The organism is Arthrobacter sp. Y3224198, from assembly GCF_059090025.1.
In genome coordinates this window covers 49,980-72,484 of sequence record NZ_JBNHFG010000012.1, presented here as the reverse complement: position 1 = coordinate 72,484, position 22,505 = coordinate 49,980, and the positions used below count along the sequence as shown (strand labels likewise).

At 67.6% G+C, this 22,505-nt stretch carries 21 protein-coding genes and 1 riboswitch; of the genes, 11 read left to right on the top strand and 10 right to left on the bottom strand.

Translation table 11 applies throughout. The features are described 5' to 3' along the window. Window positions 1-3: 3 nt before the first annotated feature. The gene (locus AC5RUF_RS09000) at window positions 4-1,134 is read right to left on the bottom strand and encodes a serine hydrolase domain-containing protein (protein WP_494130342.1); all 1,131 of its coding nucleotides are present in this window, start codon (window positions 1,132-1,134) and stop codon (window positions 4-6) included. 103 nt (window positions 1,135-1,237) lie between these two features. Continuing rightward, window positions 1,238-1,327, top strand: a riboswitch (TPP riboswitch). Here AC5RUF_RS09000 and thiM point away from each other — a divergent pair. From thiM to thiD, 3 genes are all read left to right on the top strand, one after another. Then, window positions 1,310-2,191 (top strand): hydroxyethylthiazole kinase, encoded by an 882-nt coding sequence (thiM, locus tag AC5RUF_RS08995; RefSeq protein ID WP_494130341.1) that lies wholly within the window; start codon window positions 1,310-1,312, stop codon window positions 2,189-2,191. (Overlaps the previous riboswitch by 18 nt.) Next, window positions 2,188-2,874 (top strand): thiamine phosphate synthase, encoded by a 687-nt coding sequence (gene thiE / locus AC5RUF_RS08990; RefSeq protein WP_494130340.1) that lies wholly within the window; start codon window positions 2,188-2,190, stop codon window positions 2,872-2,874. Before thiM ends, thiE begins: the two co-directional genes overlap by 4 nt. After that, window positions 2,862-3,737 (top strand): bifunctional hydroxymethylpyrimidine kinase/phosphomethylpyrimidine kinase, encoded by an 876-nt coding sequence (gene thiD / locus AC5RUF_RS08985; protein ID WP_494130339.1) that lies wholly within the window; start codon window positions 2,862-2,864, stop codon window positions 3,735-3,737. The genes thiE and thiD overlap by 13 nt, the downstream gene beginning before the upstream one ends. On the opposite strand, the gene AC5RUF_RS08980 is transcribed toward thiD, so the two are convergent. Beyond that, window positions 3,724-4,284 (bottom strand): GNAT family N-acetyltransferase, encoded by a 561-nt coding sequence (locus AC5RUF_RS08980; protein WP_494130338.1) that lies wholly within the window; start codon window positions 4,282-4,284, stop codon window positions 3,724-3,726. The two genes, thiD and AC5RUF_RS08980, sit on opposite strands and share 14 nt — an antisense overlap. Before the next feature lie 95 nt (window positions 4,285-4,379). After that, a complete protein-coding gene (locus tag AC5RUF_RS08975) occupies window positions 4,380-4,565 on the bottom strand; it encodes a DUF8730 family Cys-rich protein (protein ID WP_494130337.1) in 186 nt (61 codons plus the stop codon). Window positions 4,566-4,735: 170 nt separating this feature from the next. Between AC5RUF_RS08975 and AC5RUF_RS08970 the strand changes: the two genes are divergently transcribed. Beyond that, window positions 4,736-6,133, top strand: coding sequence for an MBL fold metallo-hydrolase (locus AC5RUF_RS08970; RefSeq protein ID WP_493998251.1), 1,398 nt, complete (start codon window positions 4,736-4,738; stop codon window positions 6,131-6,133). Between the two features lie 56 nt (window positions 6,134-6,189). Here AC5RUF_RS08970 and AC5RUF_RS08965 read toward each other — a convergent pair whose 3' ends face one another. Continuing rightward, a complete protein-coding gene (locus AC5RUF_RS08965) occupies window positions 6,190-6,447 on the bottom strand; it encodes a metal-sensitive transcriptional regulator (protein ID WP_493998252.1) in 258 nt (85 codons plus the stop codon). 140 nt (window positions 6,448-6,587) lie between these two features. Here AC5RUF_RS08965 and AC5RUF_RS08960 point away from each other — a divergent pair, with 140 nt between their 5' ends. Then, complete coding sequence (locus AC5RUF_RS08960; RefSeq protein ID WP_494130336.1) at window positions 6,588-7,178, top strand: rhodanese-like domain-containing protein; 591 nt, start codon at window positions 6,588-6,590, stop codon at window positions 7,176-7,178. Window positions 7,179-7,225: 47 nt separating this feature from the next. Then, window positions 7,226-7,987, top strand: a complete 762-nt coding sequence (locus AC5RUF_RS08955) for a sulfite exporter TauE/SafE family protein (RefSeq protein WP_494130335.1) — start codon at window positions 7,226-7,228, stop codon at window positions 7,985-7,987. Window positions 7,988-8,064: 77 nt separating this feature from the next. Here AC5RUF_RS08955 and AC5RUF_RS08950 read toward each other — a convergent pair whose 3' ends face one another. Together AC5RUF_RS08950 and AC5RUF_RS08945 are read right to left on the bottom strand one after the other, a co-directional pair. Then, complete coding sequence (locus tag AC5RUF_RS08950; RefSeq protein WP_494130334.1) at window positions 8,065-9,444, bottom strand: DUF2254 domain-containing protein; 1,380 nt, start codon at window positions 9,442-9,444, stop codon at window positions 8,065-8,067. A 101-nt stretch (window positions 9,445-9,545) separates the two neighbouring features. Continuing rightward, the gene (locus tag AC5RUF_RS08945) at window positions 9,546-11,162 is read right to left on the bottom strand and encodes an ATP-binding protein (RefSeq protein WP_494130333.1); all 1,617 of its coding nucleotides are present in this window, start codon (window positions 11,160-11,162) and stop codon (window positions 9,546-9,548) included. Window positions 11,163-11,482: 320 nt separating this feature from the next. Between AC5RUF_RS08945 and AC5RUF_RS08940 the strand changes: the two genes are divergently transcribed. Next, a complete protein-coding gene (locus AC5RUF_RS08940) occupies window positions 11,483-13,234 on the top strand; it encodes an MDR family MFS transporter (RefSeq protein ID WP_493996534.1) in 1,752 nt (583 codons plus the stop codon). Between the two features lies 1 nt (window position 13,235). Further along, the gene (locus AC5RUF_RS08935; RefSeq protein ID WP_494130332.1) at window positions 13,236-13,694 is read left to right on the top strand and encodes a MarR family winged helix-turn-helix transcriptional regulator; all 459 of its coding nucleotides are present in this window, start codon (window positions 13,236-13,238) and stop codon (window positions 13,692-13,694) included. Between the two features lie 77 nt (window positions 13,695-13,771). Here AC5RUF_RS08935 and AC5RUF_RS08930 read toward each other — a convergent pair whose 3' ends face one another. After that, the gene (locus AC5RUF_RS08930; RefSeq protein WP_493996536.1) at window positions 13,772-14,257 is read right to left on the bottom strand and encodes a MarR family winged helix-turn-helix transcriptional regulator; all 486 of its coding nucleotides are present in this window, start codon (window positions 14,255-14,257) and stop codon (window positions 13,772-13,774) included. 90 nt (window positions 14,258-14,347) lie between these two features. Between AC5RUF_RS08930 and AC5RUF_RS08925 the strand changes: the two genes are divergently transcribed. Together AC5RUF_RS08925 and AC5RUF_RS08920 are read left to right on the top strand one after the other, a co-directional pair. Beyond that, a complete protein-coding gene (locus AC5RUF_RS08925; protein ID WP_494130331.1) occupies window positions 14,348-16,243 on the top strand; it encodes an ABC transporter ATP-binding protein in 1,896 nt (631 codons plus the stop codon). Between the two features lie 210 nt (window positions 16,244-16,453). Beyond that, a complete protein-coding gene (locus tag AC5RUF_RS08920; RefSeq protein ID WP_493996538.1) occupies window positions 16,454-16,783 on the top strand; it encodes a hypothetical protein in 330 nt (109 codons plus the stop codon). A gap of 70 nt (window positions 16,784-16,853) precedes the next feature. On the opposite strand, the gene AC5RUF_RS08915 is transcribed toward AC5RUF_RS08920, so the two are convergent. The 3 genes from AC5RUF_RS08915 to AC5RUF_RS08905 form a co-directional block, all read right to left on the bottom strand. Next, window positions 16,854-17,228, bottom strand: a complete 375-nt coding sequence (locus AC5RUF_RS08915; RefSeq protein ID WP_493996539.1) for a VOC family protein — start codon at window positions 17,226-17,228, stop codon at window positions 16,854-16,856. 146 nt (window positions 17,229-17,374) lie between these two features. Further along, complete coding sequence (locus tag AC5RUF_RS08910; protein ID WP_494130330.1) at window positions 17,375-19,900, bottom strand: MMPL family transporter; 2,526 nt, start codon at window positions 19,898-19,900, stop codon at window positions 17,375-17,377. A gap of 37 nt (window positions 19,901-19,937) precedes the next feature. Beyond that, window positions 19,938-20,615 (bottom strand): TetR/AcrR family transcriptional regulator, encoded by a 678-nt coding sequence (locus tag AC5RUF_RS08905; protein WP_493998702.1) that lies wholly within the window; start codon window positions 20,613-20,615, stop codon window positions 19,938-19,940. A gap of 290 nt (window positions 20,616-20,905) precedes the next feature. On the opposite strand from AC5RUF_RS08905, the gene AC5RUF_RS08900 reads away from it, so the two are divergent. Then, window positions 20,906-22,501 carry a Na+/H+ antiporter gene (locus AC5RUF_RS08900; RefSeq protein ID WP_494130329.1) on the top strand — a complete coding sequence of 532 codons (1,596 nt, stop codon included), beginning with the start codon at window positions 20,906-20,908 and terminating at the stop codon, window positions 22,499-22,501. The last annotated feature ends 4 nt before the right edge of the window (window positions 22,502-22,505 follow it).

Below are 22,505 nucleotides of genomic sequence, written 5' to 3'. Positions count from 1 at the left end.
CCACTACCGGTATACAGTCTCCCGCAGCGCACCGAACGGCTCCCAGAAGTAGTCAAAGCTGTCCTGCGGCCCACCCATAAACCGCTGGGTGAACACCACGCCGATGTCCCCGTTCGGATAGACGGCGGCACTGACCCCGGTTCCGCCGGCCCAGCCCCACATACCCGGTTCGGACCACGGCGCTCCCAGCCCGGTCTGCACCGCGGTCATGAAACCCCAGGACTCGTCCGGACCGGACATTTCCGTCATTCCCACCCGCTGCGGAGAGGTGAGCTGGTCTTCGGTCATCTGCTGCCGCAGCTCGGCGGGCAGCACGGCGTCGTCGGCCAGCTGCGCCAGGAACCTCAGGTAGTCGGGCGCCGTGGACACCAGTCCGCCTGCCAGGGACTCGAACTTGGGCGGCACCGCCATGGCATCCCGGTAGGAGACCATTTCCCGGAGCCCGCCGTCGGCCTCCCCGTAGACGGCCGGGAACACTTCTTTCCCGGTCGGAAACCCGGTGCCGGTGAGCCCGAACGGCTTACTGATCCGCTCCTGCAGCAGCTCTGCCACTGACGCGTCACCGGCCTTGGCCAGCACTGCCGAGAGCAGGTCCGCACACGCGTGGTACATCCAAAGGTCACCGGGCTGATGCGCCAGCGGCAGGGCAGCGAGGCGGGCCAGATACTCCTCGGGTGTCAGGTCCGGCGGGTTCGGCCCCCACAACAAATCCCGGGTGGCCGCGGCGTAGGGCGTGGACCCGAAATCGATGCCGAATCCCGCAGTGAAGGTCAGCAGGTGGCGTACGGTGATCGGCCCGCGGGCGGGAACTGACACGGACAGCGGCGCATCGGGGGTGGCGAGCACCCGCAGGTGTCCCAGCGCGGGGAACATACGGGAAATGTCTTCCTCCAGTTCCAGCGTGCCGTCCGCCAGCAGGGACAGCGCCAGGGCGCCGCCAACGGGCTTGCTGAGCGAGGAGATCCGGAACGGGGTGTCCTCGTCCATGAGTGCGGTTCCGCCCGCATCCAGGAATCCGGTGGCGAAAATTTCCGATTCGCCGTTAATCCGAACCCCCGCCACCAGCCCGGGACACCAGCCGGAGCTGACGGTCTCGGCCAGGCGGTCCCACAGGGGTTTGGCTATCCCGGGCATGGCTCAACTCTGCGCACGCGGACCGGGCCAGTCAACGCCTGGCGCGGCCCAACCGGCTCCGGCGGCCCCTTTGCCTTTGGGCTCCGCCGCTCGTAGAGTCATCTGCAGTGACACGGGGTGCCGCACGGCTGAGATGAAACCCGTTGAACCTGATCTAGTTAGAACTAGCGAAGGGATGTCGCGAATGACTATTCGCCTCACACCGTTAACCGTTTCCGACCATTTGGCGCGCCTGCGTGCCGATCCGCCGCTTGTGCAGTGCCTGACCAACACCGTGGTCACGAACTTCACCGCCAACGTGCTCCTGGCAGTGGGCGCAGCACCGGCCATGACCGACATTCCCGGCGAGGCCGGCCCGTTTGCCCGGATGGCCTCCGCCGTGTTGATCAATCTGGGGACCCCGCACGGGGAACAACGCGCCGCCATGCTCGAAGCAGCCGAAGCAGCCAACGACGCCGGGATCCCCTGGGTGCTGGACCCGGTCGCGGTTGGCAGCCTGCCGGTCCGCACCGCCCTGGCCGCCGAGTTGCTGGAGATGCGCCCCACCGCGATCCGGGCGAATGCTTCCGAGATCATAGCGCTCGCCGGCCTGGGCGGCGGCGGTCGCGGTGTGGATGCAACCGACGACCCTGAAGCGGCCCTCCCCGCAGCCGCCCTGCTCGCGGGCAAGTACGGCAGCGTGGTGGCCGTCTCCGGCGCTACGGATGTGGTTACCAACGGCACCGTGACGCTTCGGCAGTCCAACGGCAGCCCCCTGCTCACCAAGGTCACCGGCGGCGGTTGTGCCCTGGGCGCCGTCACCGCTGCTTTCCTGGCTGTGGCGGACCGTCCGGTTCCCGCTGGCGGTTCAGAAGCGGCCGCTCCGGAACCCGGGCGCTCGTCAGCCGACGACGGCGCCAGGCTGGCGGCGGTGGCCTCCGCCACCGCCGCGTACACCGTGGCCGCGGAGCAGGCAGCAGCGTCCGTATCCGGTCCGGGAAGCTTCGCCCCCGCATTCCTTGACGCCCTGTGGAACCTGGACGCTGCCGCAATCGCCGAACGGCTGGCCTCCGCATGAGCACCGTTACCGCCCCTGCTACCGGCCGGCCCCGGGACGCCGCCCGAAATACCGGAATCTACCTGGTCACCGACACCCTCCAGTGCGGAACCCGCGGCGTGGTCGACACCGTACGGGCCGCTGTCGCGGGCGGTATACGCACCGTGCAGCTGCGGGAGAAGCATGTTTCCGCTGCGGACTTCCACTCGCTGGTGCTGGCCGTGGCCGCGGCCGTCGGCCATCAAGCGGTGCTGCTGGTGGATGACCGCGTGGATGTTTATCTGGCCGCGCGTGCCGCCGGAGCTGCGGTCCACGGGGTGCATGTAGGCCAAAGCGACCTGCCCGTTAAGGCGGTGAGGCAGCTCGTGGGCCCGGATGCCGTCGTCGGACTTACAGCGAACACGGACGCGCATCTGGCGGCGGTGCGGATCCTGCCCGCGGGAACCGTGGACTATCTGGGCGCCGGGGTCATCCGGCCTACCAGCACCAAACCCGACCATCCGGAACCCCTGGGTTTGGAAGGGTTCCGGTCCTTCGCCCAGGCATCCCCGCTCCCTTGTGTCGCGATCGGCGGGATCCGCCCAGCCGATATCGGGCCGCTGCACGCCGCCGGAGCCTCGGGCGCAGCCGTGGTGTCCGCCGTCTGCGCCGCAGCCGATCCGCGCCGCGCCGCCGAGGAGCTGGTGTCAGCATGGAACCGGTGAGAATCCCCCGGATCCTGAGCATTGCCGGGACCGACCCCAGCGGCGGCGCCGGCATTCAGGCGGACCTGAAGTCCATTGCGGCCACCGGCGGCTACGGGATGGCCGTGGTGACGGCACTTGTGGCGCAGAATACCCGGGGCGTGCGGTCGGTCCACACACCGCCGGTGTCTTTCCTGCACGAACAGCTGACCGCGGTCAGTGACGATGTGGTCATCGACGCCGTAAAGATCGGCATGCTCGGGACCGCCGATGCCATCCGGACCGTCACCGGCTGGCTGGATACCTTCCGACCGCCTGCCGTGGTGCTGGATCCGGTAATGATTGCCACCAGCGGCGATCGGCTCCTGGATTCGGACGCCGAAGAAGCGTTGAGGGGCCTCCTGGCCCATGTGGACCTGGTGACGCCGAACCTTCCCGAACTAGCAGTGCTGCTTGGGGAAAAGCAGGCCGGATCCTGGGACGAAGCGTTGGAGCAGGGCGCCCGCCTTGCGGCCGCCTACAAGTTGTCGGTGCTGGTGAAAGGCGGGCATCTGTCGGGCGCCGCGGCTCCGGATGCGCTGCTCCGCTTCGATGACGACGGCGCACTACAGGTAGCCGAGGTTCGGTCAACCCGGGTGGATACCGTCAACACGCACGGCACCGGCTGCTCGCTATCCTCCGCGCTGGCCACGCTGTATGCCCGCTCCGGCGACTGGGGCACGGCGCTGCAGTTGGCAAAGGCCTGGCTGCAGGAGGCCCTGGAAACGGCGGACGAGCTCGAGGTCGGGTCCGGCCACGGGCCGGTCAACCATTTCCACGGTCTCTGGGCACGAGGCCTCGTGAACCTGCCGTCGGTTCCGGCACCGGAACCTACGGTTCCCTGACGGCCGCGTACAGCAGCAGATCCCGCCGCTGCCCGGAGATTTCCATGTAGCTGCGCATCAGGCCCTCCCGGTCGAAACCGGCGCGCTCGGCGGTGCGGATCGAGGCGGTGTTCCACGGCTCAATGTGCAGCTCCACGCGGTGGACTTCCGGAACGGTCCAGGCGAAGTCCGTCAGGGCCCGCAGCGCGGCGGAAGCATAACCGGAGCCTCTGGCGCCGGGGGCCACGGAGTAGCCCGCCTCGGTGCGGCCGTGCACCAGTTCCCAGCCCCACAGGCCGATCTGGCCCACGGCCCGGTCCGTGCCGGCGTCGGCGATGGCGAAGGAAAACCCGGAGCCCCGCACGTGCATGCTCCGCTGCCGTTCCAGCCACTCCAGGGCCTGCTCATAGGTGGCGCGGGCGGGCAGGCTGCCCACCGTGGGGATGTAGGTGTCCTGGGCCATTTCCATCACCATGGCCGCATCTTCGTCGCGGAAGATCCGCAGGCGGACGTCGCCGCAGGTTGGGTCCGTTGACGGCCACGCCGGAATACCGGTGGTAGTTTCCATGGCCACAGCCTGCCACGGCTCCGCGCCCTCCCCTAGGGCTGAGGCCCGGCGGGGCGGGAATTCCTGCCGGATCCGGACCTGCTGGCTCTTACGGCCTATTTCCGGCCGAACAGCTTTCCGAGCCAGCCGGCTCCGCCTGCCTGGGCACCCGGCGCGGGGGCGTCAGTGCTGCAGGTGCAGCGCTCACCCTTCGGCACATTCCGCATCACCTGGTCCACGTGGTTGCCACATCCTGCCCAGGTGGTCTTACCGCACTTCCTGCACGTTGCTGCCCTGCACATTTCCAACTCCATCTTTACGAAAATCCTGCTTGCCCATCCATCGTGACAGATACCCCCTGGGGTATGCAAAACAGCCGGCGCCGAGTTGCTCGTATACCCCCTTGGGTATTACCGTGGACGCAGAACGGATACCCCCCGGGGTGTCGGCCCGCAACTCAAAGGAGACACACATGCTGCTCGAACGCATCTACGACGAGGACCTGGCTCAGGCCAGCTACTTCATCGGCTGCCAGCGCAAGGGCGAGGCCGTAGTGGTGGACGCCCGACGGGACATCAGCACCTATCTGGACCTGGCCGCCGCCAACGGCATGCGGATTGTGGCGGTCACCGAGACCCACATCCATGCCGACTACCTCTCCGGCACCCGCGAGCTCGCCGCCGCCACCGGCGCCAAGATGTACGTATCCGGCGAGGGTGGCACCGACTGGCAGTACCGGTTCGAGGCAGCACGCCTCCACGACGGCGACACGGTCGCCCTGGGCAACATCACCCTGAAGGCGCTGCACACCCCGGGCCACACCCCGGAACACCTTTCCTTCCTGGTCGCCGACGGCGCTTTCAGCAGCGACCCCGGCTACCTGCTCTCCGGCGACTTCGTCTTCTCCGGGGATCTGGGCCGCCCCGACCTGCTGGACGAAGCCGCCGGCGGTGTGGACACCCGCTTCGAGGGCGCAAAGCAGATTTTCAGCAGCCTGCAGGAGAAGTTCCTGACCCTGCCCGACCACGTTATGGTCTACCCCGGCCACGGCTCCGGCAGTGCCTGCGGCAAGGCGCTGGGCGCCCTCCCCTCCACCACCGTGGGCTACGAACGCCACTACGCCTGGTGGGGCAAGTACCTTGAGTCCAATGACGAGCAGGGCTTCGTGGATGAACTGCTCGACGGCCAGCCGGACGCGCACGCCTACTTCGGGCGGATGAAGCGCGAAAACCGGCAGGGCCCGGCTGTGATGGGCGAGCGCCCGCCACTGGCCGAGCTGTCCGCCGACGACGTCGTCCGCGGGCTGGAGCAGGACAGCATCACCTTCGTGGACACCCGGCCGCACTCCGCCGTACACGAGGGCACGGTAACCGGTGCGGTCAACATTCCCGCCGGCAAGAAGACGGCCAGCTTCGGCGCATGGGCCGTGGATCCGGAAACGGACGAGCGCCCGCTGGTGCTGCTGGCAGCCGACCAGGACTCCGCCGCCGAGATGTGGGACCATCTGGTCCGCGTCGGCATTGACCGCGTGGCCGGCTACGCCACCAGCCTGGACGGGCTGCCCCTGGACACCCCGCGGACCATCCAGCCGGCGGAACTGGACAGCTTCGACGCTGCCCTGGTCCTGGACGTCCGGAACAAGACCGAACACTCCGACGGGCACATCCCGGGCTCCAAGCAGCTCAGCGCCGGGCGGGTCCTGTGGAACCAGGACCAGCTGCCCAAGGACGGCACCATCGTCACCTACTGCCAGAGCGGCGTACGCAACTCGGTAGCTGCCAGCGCCCTGCGCCGGGCCGGATTCGACGTCGTCGAACTGGACGGCAGCTACGCCGGCTGGAGCCAGTGGCAGGCCGGCCAGCAGGCCTAACCTGACGCAAAAAAGGGGGTGCCCCGCCGTGCGGAGCACCCCCTTTCCGACGCCGGTCAGGCGAGGGAGAGGAAAAGCTTTTCCATTTCCTTCTTGTCCATTGAGCCGTCTTCGCTGATCAGGCACTGCTCCAGTCCCGCTGCAATAATCGCGAACCCGGCCTTGTCCAAGGCCTTCGAGACCGCGGCAAGCTGCGTGACGATGTCCTTGCAGTCCCGGCCCTCCTCCAGCATCCGGGTGACCGCGGCCAGCTGGCCCTGGGCACGCTTGAGCCGGTTGACCACAGGCGCAAGTTCTGTGTTGTCGAGCTGCATGGACACTCCTTCGGTAGGTTCTCCCTCCAGTATACCCCTGGGGGTTTCTTGAGCCAGCAGTCCAAGTCCCCCGGACGCACCCCTTCATCCCCCAAATTCCCCCGAAATCCAGTATTACCAACCACAGAAACGAGACCCCCATGGCCTCCGCAACCCCGACCGTAACCGAACTCGACGCCGCCACCCTGCGGGACCTGGCCGGGACCGCCGATGATCTGGTGGTCATCGATGTCCGCTCGGCCGCCGAGTTCGAATCCATGCACATCCGCGGCTCCTACAACGTGCCGCTGCCGCTGCTGTCCGAGCACTCCAACCAGCTGGCCGAACGCCTCGGCGGCCGCGTGGTGCTGGTCTGCCAGTCCGGTGTCCGCGCAGAACAGGCCCGCACCCATCTGGCCGGGGCCGGCGTCGAGAGCGCCCAGGTCCTGACCGGCGGCGTGCCCGCGTACGCGGCGGCCGGCGGCGACGTCGTCCGCGGCGCGCAGCGCTGGTCCCTGGAACGCCAGGTACGCATGGCGGCGGGCACCCTCGTGGTAACCGGCCTGGCCGGCGGACGGTTCGTCTCCCCCAAGGTCCGCTTGCTCGCCGGGGCCATCGGCGCCGGCCTCACCTTCTCCGCGGCTACCAACACCTGCGCCATGGGCCAGGCGCTGGCCAAGATGCCGTGGAACAAGACCGCTTCGGAGCCCACCGCGGCGTCGGCCATCGGCCAGCTGCCCGAATCACGCTGACCCCGGCAGCCGCCGGCACCCGCATCCGCAACCTAAGGACCTAAGCCATGACCATCACCCTCGCGGCGACGCTGCTGCTCTCCGTACTGATCGGGCTGTCACTCGGCCTGCTCGGTGGCGGCGGCTCCATCCTCACCGTTCCGATCCTGACCTATGTGGCCGGAATGAGCCCGCGCGAAGCCATTGCGTCCTCGCTGTTCGTGGTGGGAGTAACCTCGGCGTTCAGCGCGATCGGGCATGCCCGCAAGGGCAGGGTCAAGTGGCGTACCGGCCTGCTGTTCGGCGCCGCGGGCATGGCCGGCGCCGTCGGCGGCGGGCTGCTGGGCGGCCGGATCCCCGGGACCATCCTGATGATCGCCTTTGCCCTGATGATGGTGGCCACCTCGGCCGCCATGATCCGCGGCCGCAAAAACGTTCCGCCCGCTTCAGACGGCGAACTCCGCGTCGGCAAGGTCATCGTTGAGGGCCTGGTGGTCGGCCTGGTCACCGGGCTGGTGGGTGCCGGCGGCGGCTTCCTGGTGGTTCCGGCCCTCGCCCTGTTGGGCGGGCTCTCCATGCCCGTGGCCGTGGGCACCTCGCTGGTGGTGATCGCCATGAAGTCCTTCGCCGGTCTCGGCGGCTACCTCACCACCGTGACGCTGAACTGGCCGCTGATTGCGGCCGTGACCCTTGCAGCCATCCTGGGTTCGCTGATCGGCGCCCGGCTGGCCGGGCGGATCCCGGAGGCCGCACTGCGGCGCGGTTTCGGCATCTTTGTACTGGTCATGGGCATCTTCGTCCTGGGCCAGGAGTTGCTCGGCCTGCGCTGAGCAGGAGCTGAGTTACAACGGACTGAGCGCAAACGAGAGGCCGGCCGGGGCATCCCGGCCGGCCTTTCCGCATGCCGTCAGACCGAGCGTGTCTCCCCGGCCCGGTCGGAGAACGCCGCCGTCAGGTCACCGACCAGCGCCTCCTCGACCCGGCGGCCCATGTCCCGGATCTCCTCCTCGTCGGCTACCACGAGTCCGCTCCCCATGGAGTCCAGGACCAGCGAGTTCTGCCGGCGGATCTCCTCGCGCTGGGTGTCGTTGACGGCAGTGGCGGCGCAGTCCCGCAGCAGCCGCAGCACCGCCGTGAGGACAATCGGTTCGGAATGGGCGAACCGACGCACCGGACCGCAGACCAGGTCGAGGAAATAGCGGTAGTCCCTGCCTTCGGTCACCAGTCGCTGCACGCCGAAGCCGTCCTGGTGCGCCTCCGGACCCAGCCGGCGGCGCTGCAGGTCCACCAAAAGGTCCGCACAGTAGCCCGTGGCGTGCGCTGCGGTTATCGGATCGTTGATGCTCGGCGAGATGGCCTTGACGGCGATGTCGGTCAGCTGGCGCAGCCCCAGTGCGGCGTCCTGCTCCGGGGTCCGCTCGTACCCGACTTCGAGTGCGTCTGCCAAGCATTTCCGCACGACCGCCAGCGGCACCTCCCCGCCGTCGTCCGTCCACACCCGCGCCACCGGCGAGCCGAGCGTGACGTGGTCGCCGGGCTGGACCATAACGCGCATGCTCAGGCCGTGCTGCTGAAGCATTTCCATCAGGGGCCGCGCGTCAACGGCCTGCACGATGCCGCTGCGGCCCGCAGGCACCAAGGTGCCCCCGGCAGGTTCCGCGAAGTGCTGCACTTCGCCGGCCTCGGACGGCGGGTAGGTTTCCTGCAGCACCGCCAGACAGCCTTGGTGCGCGTTGCGCATCATGGTGTCCACCCGCAGCGAGCGGGCGATGTGCCCGATGAACAGCAGCAGCACAATCCCCGAGGCGATGCCCAGGACATACACCAGGCCAACCACCAGCACCGGCACCGGGCGGTCCGCGTCCATCCCGTGCAGGCCGGTAATGCTGACCAGAAACGTGCCCAGCAGCACCGCCAGCACACCCTGGGTCCGCACGTCACGGGCAAATTCGCGCAGCAGCCGCGGGGAAAACTGCTGCGAGGCAAGCTGCAGGGCCACCACGGTGAGGGAAAACGTCACGGTGGCGGCGGTCATCACGCTGGTGGCCACAGTCTGCAGCAGGGAACTGGCCGCGTCCACCCCGCTGGGCCAGATCCAGCGCGCCCACGCGGCGTCGTCGCCGGGGCGGACCGGCATCAGCAGCAGCGCGAGCAGCAGAGCCGCCAGCGAAGCGCAGCTGGGCCAGAACCACAGGGTGGCGCGCAGGCCATCGCGGGTGACCCGGAACCGGGGTTCCGGACCGTGGGGATCGGGCAGGGCAGCGGATCCGTGCACGGACTGGGCCATCAGCACCCCTTTAGAACATGGAAATGAGCGTGGTTTCATTGTGCCCCGCGTATCGACCTGCTTCCACTCGGGAACCCCGGCGCGGGCCGGTCCCGGTGGTGCTACTGTCCCGTGCCTTCCGCGCTCAGCGGGAAGGCTGCCGTAAAGACGGTCCCCTGCCCGGCCGCGCTGGTGAAGGTGAGGGTTCCGCCGTGTGCCTCCACAATGTTCCGGGCAATCACCAGTCCCAGGCCGACGCCGGGAACAGCCGAGGCGACGGCCCGGTTGCTGCGGAAGAACTTGGTGAAGACCTGCGCCTGTTCGGCCGTGCTCATGCCGATTCCCGTGTCGGCCACCTGCAGCCGGGCAACCTTCCCTTCCTGCCAAAGCCGTACCGTTACGGTTCCACCGTCCGGGGAGTACTTCACGGAGTTGGAGAGCAGGTTGTCCACCACTTGGGCCAAACGCTGCGGATCCACCTCCGCGGTCAGCGAGGTGGGCAGGTCCTGTATCAGTTCCACCCGGTTCGCCGCGGCACGGGGCGCCACCGAGAGCAGGCCCGCCCGCACGACGTCGGACACGTCTGCCGCACGCCGCTCCATCTTCGTGGCACCGGAGGCGACTGAGAGCAGGTCCGAGACGAGGTCCAGCAACCGCTCGGCGTTGCGCAGGGCAACATCCAGTGCGGTGCGCACCTGGTCGGAAAGGCCCTCGTCCTCCATCGCCATGTCCAGGTACCCCAGAATGGAGGTCAGCGGTGTCCGCAATTCGTGGGAGACACTGGCCACGAACTCCTCCTGCGCCGCCACCGCCTGGACCAGCCGCGTGACATCGCTGATGGCGATCACCGATCCGGAGAACACCCCGTCCGACATGATCGGCCGGGCGCAGACATTCAACGCCAGCTGGCGCTCATCCGCAGGACCAAACCACACCACCTGGTTGGAAAAAGCCTCGCCGGCAGCCGCACGGGCCACAGGCCGCTCTTCCTGCGGGACCGGGGTGACGCGGTCCGGGCCAAACACCACCGGCTCGCCCTCCGCGGCATTGGCCTCGCCCATTACGCGGCGCCAGGTGGAATCGAGATGGGCGTTGGTCAGCATGGTCCGGCCCTGGGCATCCAGCACCAGCAAAGCGACGTCTGCCGTATTGAGCACATTGTCCAGCAGCGCCTCGCGCTTCCGGCTTTCCCTCAGGTTGTTCCGCAGTACACGGTCCTTCTCTTCGAGGACCTTCTGGTTCTCCCGGAGTTCTGCTTCGGCCGCCGCGCGCGCTGCTTCTGCCGTTTCGGCCTTGTGCAGGGCGGCTATCAATTCCTGCTCATAGCGCCGGCGTTCGGAGGCGTTGAAAACGGAAATCCGGTCGAGGGTTGGAGTAGCGCTGTCGCCGTCACCTTCGGAGCGGACGCCGGAAAGGAGTACCGGGATCCGGTGCCCTTCAGCGGTCAGCAGGTCCACCGCAATCTCGTTGAAGCACCCGGATTCCGCCAGTTGCTCCGTTACGTGGGAAGCGAAATCCGCACGCTCCCCCGCTGGCAACAGGTCTAGGGCCCTGCCGCCGATCAGTTCGTCCGGGGAGTGTCCGGTCCATGAGCCCAGCTTCCGATTCACGTCCAGGATGGTTCCGTCCGTGCTGAGGACCAGATAGCCGGACGCCGATTCGTGGAAGTGCGCTTCGTAGTCGCACCGGGCCGGGGACGCACCGGCTTTGGTGCCCGCGCCGCTGGCGGTGCTAGTCATGGGGACCTGCCTGCGACTTGCCAGTGCCTTGGACCATCAAGAGTAGTGACCTTACGTTGAGACCATGCCACCGCCGGCAACCCGTCAGGGCTGCACCCGGGAAGCATACTTACCGTTTCCCCCACTTGAACCTATCAGGATTCGGCCACCCCCGGCCGCCCGTAACCGTCCCGCAACCCTCGGGCCGCATGACGGGCTCCCGGCGGGGGAGGTGTTAGTTCAACCACTTCCCCGGCCGGTATACAGCCTTTCTTCCCGCCCCGGGTTTATAGTTGACGTAAATCAACCTTTGACCTGAGTCAACCACTTTTGGAGTGTGCATGTCCGTCTCCCCTGCCCTGCAGGATGCCCGCGCCGAGGCTGAAGCCGCGGCAAAACGCAAACACCGGGAAGTCCTCCAGGCCCTGACCGGCCTGCTTCTGGGTATGTTCGTCTCGATGCTGGCGAGCACCGTGGTGAGCACCTCGCTGCCGGTGATCATTTCCGACCTCAACGGCGACCAGGCCGCGTTCACCTGGGTGGTCACCGCCACCCTGCTCGCCACCGCCGTGTCCACGCCCATCTGGGGCAAGCTTGCCGACCTGCTCAACCGCAAGGTCCTGGTCCAGCTGGCACTGATCATCTTCATTGTCGCCAGTGCCGCGGCCGGCTTTGCACAGAACACCGACTGGCTGATCGCCATGCGCGTCATCCAGGGCATCGGCGCCGGCGGTCTGGGCGCGCTGACCCAGATCATCATGGCGGACATCATTTCCCCGCGAGAGCGCGGCCGCTACATGGGCCTGTTTGGCGCCGTGATGGCCCTGTCCACCGTGGGCGGCCCGCTTATCGGCGGCGTCATCACCGACTCCGCCAACTGGCGCTGGAACTTCTACGTTGCGGTGCCGCTGGCCGCCGTCGCGCTCTTTATGATCCAGAAGACCCTGCACCTGCCCGCACTGAAGAAGCGCAAGGTCACCATTGACTACGCCGGCATTGTGCTGCTGGCTTCCTCCGTCTCGGTACTGCTGGTCTGGGTCTCCCTGGTCGGGACCGACTTTGACTGGCTCAGTGCCGCCACCGCGTGGATGGTCGGCGGTTCCCTCGTGGGCCTGGCCGCGTTTGTGTTCGTGGAACTGAAGTCCTCCGAGCCGCTCATCCCGCTCACCCTGTTCCGCAACCGCACCTTCACCTTCTCGGTGATCGGCTCCCTCGCCGTCGGCGTGGCGATGTTCGGCACTTCGGTGTTCCTGTCCCAGTACATGCAGCTGGCCCGCGGCGCTTCGGCAACCATGTCCGGCATCATGACCATTCCGATGATGGGTGGCCTGCTGATCGTCTCTACCCTCGTGGGCAAGATGATCACCAAGACCGGCAAGTGGAAGGCCTATGTGGTCTCCGGGTCGATCATCCTCACGGTGGCCCTGGTGCTGATGGGCACCATCGAATATGACACCAACTTCTGGCTGGTCTCCCTCTACATGTTCCTGCTGGGTGCCGGCGTGGGCATGGTCATGCAGAACCTGGTGCTGGTGGTGCAGAATGACGTCCCCACCCGCGACCTGGGCGTGGCCAGCTCCGGCATCAACTTCTTCCGCACCATCGGTGGCACCATCGGCGTCTCCGCACTGGGCGCCGTGCTGGCCACCCAGGTGACCGACCGGATGGCGGAGAAGCAGGGCGAACTGATGGGTGCCATTGCCGCCCTCGGGGACCAGGGCAAGGAAATTGCCGCTTCGCTGGCCTCTGGCAGCATCCCCGCCGTGAGCGCACTGCCCGAGTCCGTGCGGGTGATCGTGGAATCCGCCTACGGCTCCTCGGTGGCACACATCTTCCTGATCGCCGCCCCGCTGGGCGTGCTCACCCTGCTGGCCGTACTGTTCCTGCCGAACCTCGAACTGGGCAGCATGACCCGGCACGAGAAGATGCAGGCCGAAGAGAAGCGTGCAGCCGCTGCCGGCGGAAGCGCCGCGGAACCAGCTGTGGAATCCGCCGGAGAGCCCGCTGGCGGTACCGCGGCACGGGTGGCCGCGGATGCGGAAGCAGCCGCCGGGCAGAACCCGGACATTCCGGCCGGAAAGGGCGGGAACTAGCATGACGACGCCGGCGGAATCCGCCGGGGCCACCCACCAGTCATCGGTCGCGAAGGTGGAACGGCAGTTTGCGCACATGCTGGCCGCTGCGCGGCGCACCTTCAAGGAATCCGCTTTGGCCGTGCATCCTTCGCTGCAGCCGCTGGGCTTTACCGTCATGATGACCCTCTATCAGGGCACGGAATGCCAGCAGGGCGCCGTGGCGGAAACCCTGCAGGTGGATAAGGCACTGCTGAGCCGGACCGTCTCCCAATTGGAGGCCCTGGGGCTGGTGTGCCGCCGGGCTGATCCGTCCGACGGACGCGCCCAGCTCCTGGACCTGACGCCGGAGGGCAGGGCCCGGTTCGAGTCCTCGCATTCGGCCAAGCGCTCCCGCCTGCGGACCCGGCTTGAGAGCTGGCACACGGATGAGGTGGAGCGGCTCGCGGAGCTGTTGAACAAGCTCAACGAGCGGGACTGAATTCGGTTAATCCTGCGGCCGGCAACCTTCGGGTTGCCGGCCGCTTTTTGCGCTGGAGCCCCAGATCCTTCGCCGGGTTAACCCCCGGAGCCGACCGCCCGGCCGTCGGGCACCAGCTCACGCAGGATCCGCGCCAGCTCCACCCGGTCCTGCGGCTCAAGCACGGAAAAGAACTCATCCGCTTCACGCTTGCGGTCCGCCAGCACCTTTTCCCGCAGTGCCTGCCCGGCCGTGGTCAGGGCGAGCAGCGTGGCCCTCCGGTCCTCGGGGTGGGTCCGGCGCTCCACCAGTCCCTTGGCGGCGAGCAGATCCACCACCTCCGTGGCGGAGCGGGGAGCAATGTGCAGACGCTCTGCCAGTTCCTTCAGTCGCATGCCCTGCTCTTCGCCTTCCCCGCCGCCATGCCCGGATTTGGCCGCCCGGCCCACGGCGTTGAGTGCGCGGAACTGGTGCGGGGTCAGTTCGAACGGCGCCAGCTGGAGCATCCAGCGCTTCCGCAGCCCACGGAAGGCCGCGTGCATCATTTCACCCAGGGCCGCCGGATCGGCAGGAACATCAGTCATGGCTTCAGTTTACCCATTTCGCGGTAACCACATAGTGAGGTAACCTCTGCAATAGCTGCCGCAGACCTTCCCGGCAGCAAAGGAGGACCCGTGACTCTACCCGGAATCGAGACCGGCCGCCCGGCCGGCGGCCCGAATGGCGACGGCGGACGCACCGGCATTCCCGGCGCATCAGGCGGCCGCGGCCCCGCCAAACTCAACCCGGCCGACAAAAAGCAGCTCAAACAGCACCCCGTATCCCTGCGCCGCATCGCCGCGCTTTTCGCCCCGCACAAGGGCACCATCGCCGTCGTCGTGCTGCTCATCAGCGCCTCCTCCGTGGTGAACCTGGCCCAGCCGTTCCTGGTCCGCGGCGTGATCGACTCCGCCCTGCCCCGGCAGGACCTGCGCCTGCTCGCGCTCCTCACCGCCGCCATGGTGCTGGTGGCCGCCGTGACCGCGGTGATCGGCGTGGTGCAGACTTGGCTGGCCACCCGGATGGGCCAGCGGGTGATGCACACCCTGCGCGTGGATCTCTTTACGCATCTGCAGGCCCAGTCGCTGGGCTTCTTCACCCGCACCCGCGGCGGTGAAGTGCAGTCCCGGCTCACGCACGATATCTCCGGCATGCAGTCCGTGGTCACCTCCACCGCCACCGGTGTTGCTGCCAACCTCACGACGGCGGTGGCCACGGCGGTGGCGATGGTGGCCCTCTCCCCCGGGCTGAGCCTGATCTCGCTGGTAGTGCTGCCGCCGGCGATCTGGCTGTCCCGGCGGGTGGCGAAGATCCGCCGCGAGGTCACCGACGAACGCCAGCGTGAACTGGCTGCCCTGCACACCCAGGTGGAGGAAGGCCTTTCGGTCTCCGGTGTCCGGCTGGCCAAGACGCTCGGCACCGTCCCGCGCGATGCCGCCCGGTTCCGCGACCGCTCCGAAAAGCTCGTGGGCCTGGAACTGCGCAGCCAGCTGGCCGGCCGCTGGCGGATGGCCACCATGCAGATTGTCTTCGCCGCGATCCCCGCGGTGATTTATCTGGCCGCCGGTTTCCCCGCCACCAGCGGCGGAATGACCATCGGCACCCTGGTGGCCTTCACCGGCCTGCAGGGCGCGATTTTCCGTCCGGTCATGGGCCTGCTGAACATCGGCGTGCAGTGGGTGACCGCGCTGGCGTTCTTCAGCCGGATCTTCGAATACCTGGACCTGGTGCCGCAGATCCGGCCGGCCGCCACCCCGGTCCGGCTGGACCCCGCTCGGGTGCGCGGCGAGGTCCGGTTCGAGGGCGTGGGGTTCGCGTACGACGACGGCGCGGACGTCCTGTGCGGGATCGACCTGACGCTTCCGCCGGGGACGACCACCGCCGTCGTCGGGCCCACCGGTTCCGGCAAGAGCACCCTGGCCTCACTGCTGCCCCGGCTCAACGACGCCGGCTCCGGCACGGTCCGGATTGACGGTGTGGATGTCCGCGAGCTGGCCGCCGAGGACCTGGCCCGGATTGTCGGGGTGGTCTCCCAGGAGACGTATCTGGTGCACGCCTCCGTGCGCGAGAACCTGCTGCTGGCCGCTCCCGACGCCGGCGACGAACAGCTGTGGTCTGCCCTGGCTGCCGCGCGGATGGCCGATACCGTGGGCGCCCTGCCCGAGGGGTTGGAAACCCTGGTGGGTGCACGCGGCCACCGCTTCTCCGGGGGCGAGCAGCAGCGGCTGGCCATTGCCCGCACCATCCTGCGCAACCCGCCGGTGCTGGTGCTGGACGAGGCCACCTCCGCACTGGACAACACCACCGAAGCACAGGTGCAGGCCGCCCTGGAACACCTCTCCGCCGGACGCACCACGCTGACCATTGCGCACCGGCTCTCCACCGTGGAGAACGCTGACCAGGTGGTGGTACTCGACGTGGGGCGGATCGTGGAACGCGGCACCCCGGCCGAACTGCTGGCTGCGGATGGACCCTTCGCCCGGCTGGCATCGCACAGTGCAGAACGCGAGGACGCACCGGCACGGAGCTGAAGCCCGGATTCTGCTGCCGGCTGGGGATTTTGCTGCCAGTTGGGGAAATCGCTGCCGCGCAAACCGGCAGCAAGCGCCCAAACCGGCAGCAAATGTGCAAAACGGGAGCGAAACCCTGCCTGTCCCGGCCAGTTCCCGGCCCGGCGTTCGATGTCCGGGTCGGCAGGTAGGCTGAAGCCGCCGTATTCAACACATCACTATGGGGGAACCATGAAGAAAACCGTTGCAGCCGTCGCTTTGGCTGTTTTTGCATCCGTAAGCCTGAGCGCCTGCTCGTCCGAACTGAGCACCGAGGACACCTGCGTCGAGCTTCGCACCATCGTCGCCGATTTCCCGGATGAGCAGCCTTCAGACAAGGAACTGGAGGAGATCGGCAACCAGTTCAAGGATCTCGCGAAGGAGAGCTCGAAGACGCTCAAGGACGACGTCGAGACCGCCGGCAGGATCATTTCCGCCGGACCGGACAACGAGATCAGCCCGGAAGACGAAGACGCGATGGACCGCCTCGATGAGTCCTGCGACCTGAGCTCCGTCGAATAGAGCTCACGCACAGCAGCGGCCGGTTCTAACTTCTGCTGCCGGTTCTAACCGGCAGCAGAAGCGCAGCCCGTCAGCCCTGGCAGAGGCAGAACGGGTGCCCGGCCGGGTCCAGGAAGACCCGGAAGCTTTCGCCCGGCTGATAGGGGTGCTTGGTGGCCCCCAGCAGCAGCACGGCAGCTTCGGCCTCGTCCAGGTCATCCACATCCACGTCAATGTGCATCTGCTGCGGAATGTCCTGCTCGGGCCAGACGGGCGCCGTGTAGTTCTCCACCTGCTGGAAGCAGTAGCGCTGGCCGGTGGCGTCGTCGGCGATATCGGTCCAGTCGCCGTCCGGGTCATCCTCGTGCAGGTTCACCTTCCAGTCGAGGAGGGCACCGTAGAAGGTGGCGAGGGCAGCCGCGTCTGGGCAGTCGAGGACAGTGGTGGGGTTGCGTGCAATAGCCATGGCCGGAAGCCTAGGGCCCTTCGCTGCTTTCGGCTAGACCCTCCGTTGCCCCAGTCCGTGATCGGCTGCATGGCGGCACCCATTAAAGACGGCAGGTGCCGCTCCCCTTTTCCGGGAAGCGGCACCTGCCGTTGTCAGCGTGCAGACTAGCCGCGGACGGGCGCCTCGACGTCGTCCGACGCCGGCTGGCCCTCCGCCTGCGGATGGCGGCGTTCCAGGGACGCGCCTTCGACGTCGACGTCAGGCAGGATCTTATCCAGCCACTTCGGCAGCCACCAGGCCTTGTCGCCGGCCAGGTGCATCAGGGCCGGGATCAGCAGCATCCGCACCACAAAGGCATCCACGAGGACGCCGAAGGCCAGGGCAAATCCGATGGGCCGGATCATGGTGCTGTGCGAGAAGATGAAGCCGCCGAAGACGGAGATCATGATGATCGCCGCAGCCGTGACCACGGAGCGGCCGGCCCGGAAGCCCTGCATCACGGCAACACGCGCCGGCGATCCGTGGACGAAGGCCTCGCGCATCCCCGAGCCAAGGAAGAGCATGTAGTCCATGGCCAGGCCGAACAGGATGCCCACCAGGATGGTCGGCAGGAAGTTCAGGACCGGGCCCGGGGTTTCGACGCCGAAGATACCGGCCAGCCAGCCCCACTGGTAGATAGCCACCACACCGCCGATGGCCGCGAAGTAGGACAGGATGAAGCCCAGCGTCGCGATCACCGGAACAAAGATGGACCGGAACACCAGGATCAGGATGAGCAGGGACAGGCCCACCACTACACCGAGGTAGATCGGCAGGGCTTCGGAGAGCTTCTCGGAAATGTCGATGTTGCCGCTGGCGGTACCGGCCACACCCAGCTGCACGTCGCCGTCGTCGGTGCTGATCGGGGACAGGTCGCGCAGCGTGTGCACCAGTTCCTGGGTGGACTCGCTGGTGGGGCCCTCGTCCGGAATCACCTGGAAGGCGACAACGGTGCGGTCCTCGGAGGATCCGATGGGGGCAACGGCCTTTACGGCCTCCTGGTCGAAGAGCGTCCGGGCAATCTCGCCCTGGGTCACCGCCACGTCTTCTTCGCTCGGGTTGCCGGGCAGGTCCGCGACCACCAGCAGTGAGCCGTTCTGGCCCTCCCCGAACTTCTGCGAGACGGCTTCATAGGCCCGGTACTGGGTGGTGTCGTGGGCCTCGGAGGATCCGTCGGGCAGGTTCGTGCGCAGGTCCAGCGCCGGGATGGCGATCACCAGCAGACCGGCGATGGACAGCACCACGGTCAGCACCGCGCGGACGGTGGACATCTGCTTTACCGGGATGGTTTCCGGCTTGCCCGCCGAGGCGGACGCGCCGTGTTCCTTCTCCCGTGCCGCGCGCTCCTTGCGGCTGAGGATCTTCATGCCGGCCAGCTTGAGCAGTGCCGGGGTCAGGGTGGTGGCCACCAGCACGGCGATGGCAACACAGGCCGCACCCACGGTGCCCATCAGGCCCAGGAAGGGAATGCCGGTGATATTCAGCGCCAGCAGGGCAATGAACACGGTGGTTCCGGCGAACACCACGGCGTTGCCGGAGGTACCGTTGGCCAGCGCAATGGATTCAGACAGGCTGTAGCCGGCCTTGAGCTGGCGGCGGTGCCGGTTGACGATGAACAGGGCGTAGTCGATACCCACGGCCAGGCCGAGCATCACGCCGAGGATGGGGGTAACGGACGCCATTTCGACGACGCCGGAGAACGCCAGCGCGCCTGCTGCACCGATGCCCACACCGATGATCGCGGTCACCAGCGGCAGGCCGGCACCGATGAAGGTGCCCAGCATAACCACCAGTACGACGGCGGCAACGGCCAGGCCGACCACCTCGCCCACGCCCAGGATGCTGGGGACCCCTGCGGATACCTCAGCCGAGAAATCCACCTTCACGCCGTCGACCGGCTCGTCCTCAAAGGCCGCTACCAGGGCGTCCTTGGTTTCCTGCTGGACCTCCATCTGGGTCTCGCTGAAGACCACGTTGATCACTGCCGCACTGCCGTCCTCGGACACGGTGCGGATTTCAGTGGCCATCTCCAGCAGGGCAGCACCCTGCTCAGCCTGCACGGCACCGGCTTCCAGCTCGGCGCTCTTCGCGTCGAGCTCGGCACGGCTGGCGTCCAGGGTGGCCTGCTGGGCATCCAGCTGGGCCAGCATTTCCGCGGGGGCGCCGGCCGCTTCGGCCTGCTGCCGGGCGGCGTCGAGCTGGGCCTGGCCGCCCTCAAGCTGGGCACGGCCCTGCTCGATCTGCGTGCGGCCGGCCTCGACCTGCGCCTGACCCTCCTGCAGCTGCTGGGCCTGGGCGGCGCGGTCTGATTCGGTGGCGAACGGGTCGACGACGGTTTCGACGCCGTCGACATCGGACGCATCGGCTATAACGGCCGAAATGTCCTGCTTCTGTTCATCGGTAAAGGCGGACCCGTCTTCGGTCTGGACCACTACCGATCCGGTACCGCCGGAGGCCTGGGGGAGTTTGTCCTGCAGGTGGTTGGTGACCTGCGTGGTGGGCGTGTCCGGGATGGAGAAGCCGGTGGCGAGCGTGCCGCCGAAGAGCATAAAAGCCGCTCCGGCCAGCACAAGCACTCCGAGCCAGGCCGCGAGCACGGTTTTCGCACGGCGGGCGGCCGCGGCTCCGAGGCGGTAGAGGAATTCAGCCATTTTGAGGGTCTGTCCTTTTATGGGGATGGGTGGGAATCTACGGGTGGAGTGAATCGGGGGTGGGACGGGAGCCGGGTCCGGCGGCAAAGCCGAACCGCACTTTTTCAAGGAGCGCATCCAGCAGTTCCGCCCAGACGCGGCGTGACTCGGGGGTGTCGACGGCGCCGGTGGCGCAGTGCCAGTGGTGGTACAGCACCCCCAGTCCGCTGGTCATGGCGCTCACCAGCAGGTGCACGCCGAGCTTGTCCGCATCCGGATAGCGGTGCAGTAAGGCAGCCGAGAGCCGTTCGTTCAGCTCGGTGAACGCGCGCAAGGCGATGGGATGCGCCTGGGTCTGGGCAGGCGGCGGAATGGGTCCGCCGCCGAGCAGCCGGGTCAGATAGGCCATGGGCGCCACCAAATCCGCGGTGCGGAATGTTTCGGCTATCTCATCCAGCATGCCCGGCCGTCCGGTGTCGGAGCGGGGGACGGCGATCAGGCTCTCCACCGCGGCGCTGAGGACGTCGCTGCAGACCTCGGACACGATGTCACGGACGGAGGCGAAATGGTTGAAGACCGTGCGGCGGGAAACGTCGGCGCGCTGCGCCAACTCGTCCACCGTAAAATCGGTGGTCTGCCGCTCATGCATGAGCGCCGCCGCGGCGGCCACGATGGCCTGCCGGTGACGGTCCTTGAGCGCCTTGCGGCGGTCTTCCGCCGGAACACTGGTCAGCATGTTTCTACACTACGTGCACGGTTGCACTGGGTGCAAACGATGCCCTGAAGCGCCGCATTCCCGCCCGCCCTCCCCAAACGGGACGGCGCCCTGTTCCATTAACAGTGCGGCAAACGGAGCCAGGGCGAGCGGCCGGGCGGCAACCGCGGAAGCCGGAAGCCAACAGGTGGAGCGGGAGTGCCATGAGCAGCAGACTGACACCGGGGACACTCCGGATATCCTCTTCCGGGCCCGGAAACCGGAGCGGGAACCGGATCCGGCAGGCGACGGCCGTCCGGGGCTGACGCGTTATGCAGCCGGACATTTTCGGCCCGGAGCTGGTCCTGATCCTGGGCATCAGCGTCCTGGCCTGTTATCTGGCTTCTGGCCGGCTCCGTACGCCGGCACCCATCCTGCTGCTGTGCGCCGGGGTCCTGCTTGGTTTCGTCCCGGCCCTGCGCGCGGTGCAGCTGCCGCCGGAAGCCGTCCTGCTCCTGTTCCTCCCGGCGCTTCTGTACTGGGAGGCGCTGACCACCTCGCTTCGGATGATCCGGCGGAACCTGCGCGGCATCGTGCTGATGAGCACGGCGCTGGTGGTGCTCACGGCCGCCGCCGTCGCCGTAGTCGGCCATGCGCTGGGACTGCCGTGGGGTGCCGCATGGGTGCTGGGGGCGGCCATCGCCCCGACGGACGCCACCGCTGTGGCCTCCATGGCCCGGGCACTGCCGCACCGCGACGTGACGCTGCTGCGGGCCGAGTCCCTGATCAATGACGGCACCGCCCTCGTAGTTTACGGCGTTGCCGTGACCATCACCGTGGGCGGGGGCGGCCTGTCCGGACTGGAGATTTCCGGCCTGTTCCTGCTGGCCTACACCGGCGGAGCGGCCGCCGGGCTGCTGAGTGCCTGGCTTGGCGTGGTCCTGCGCCGTTATGTGCAGGACCCGGTGCTGGGCAACGTGGTCACGGTCCTTACCCCGTTTACCGCCTTTGTGCTGGGCGAACTTGTCCATGCCTCCGGGGTGCTGGCCGTTGTGGTGTGCGGGCTGGCAATGTCCCAGCTCGCCTCCCGCGTTATGCGGGCGGAAACCCGCCAGCGGTCCGAGGCCTTCTGGTCACTGTCGACCTTCATGCTCAACGGATCCCTGTTTGTCCTGGTGGGTCTGGAACTCCAGGACACCATCCGGCATCTGCGGAACACCGAGGAGCTGACCCGCGGGCTGGTAGCCGTGGCCGTGGTGGCCTTAATGCTCGTAGCAGTGCGGCTGGCTTTCATTTTCACCTCCACTTACCTGATCCGCTTGGTGGACCGGCGGCCCTCGCAACGCCTGCGGCGGGTGAGTGACCGGTCCCGGGTGGTGAACGGCCTGGCGGGTTTCCGCGGCGCTGTGTCCCTCGCAGCAGTGCTCGCCACACCCGCCGCGGTGGCCTCCGGGGAGCCTTTCCCTGACCGGAACCTGATCATCTTCATAGCCGCCGGCGTGATTGTAGTGACCCTGGTGGTGCAGGGTCCGCTACTGCCGGTTGTTGCCCGCTGGGCACACCTGCCCGAAGACCGGCACATCCGGGACAGCGAGCGCCGGCTGGCGGATATCACCATTACATCCGATGCCCTGACGTCCTTGCAGCAGGTGGCCAGGCAGCTGGACACGGACCAGGAGGTGGTGGATGTGCTCCGGCGGGAATATGAGGGCCGGTTGCACGAGGTGCGGGGCCCGGGCCAACAGGACCCGGCCGTACGCCACCGGCAGCAGTACCGGGACCTGCATCTGGCACTGCTGGCGCGAAAGCGTGCCAGCCTGCTGCGGCTAAGGGACGAGCACCGCATCGACGACGCGGTGCTGCGCGAAATCCAATACGAACTGGACCTCGAGGAAGTACGGCTCAACCCGCCCGCCGCCCCGGAATAACCGG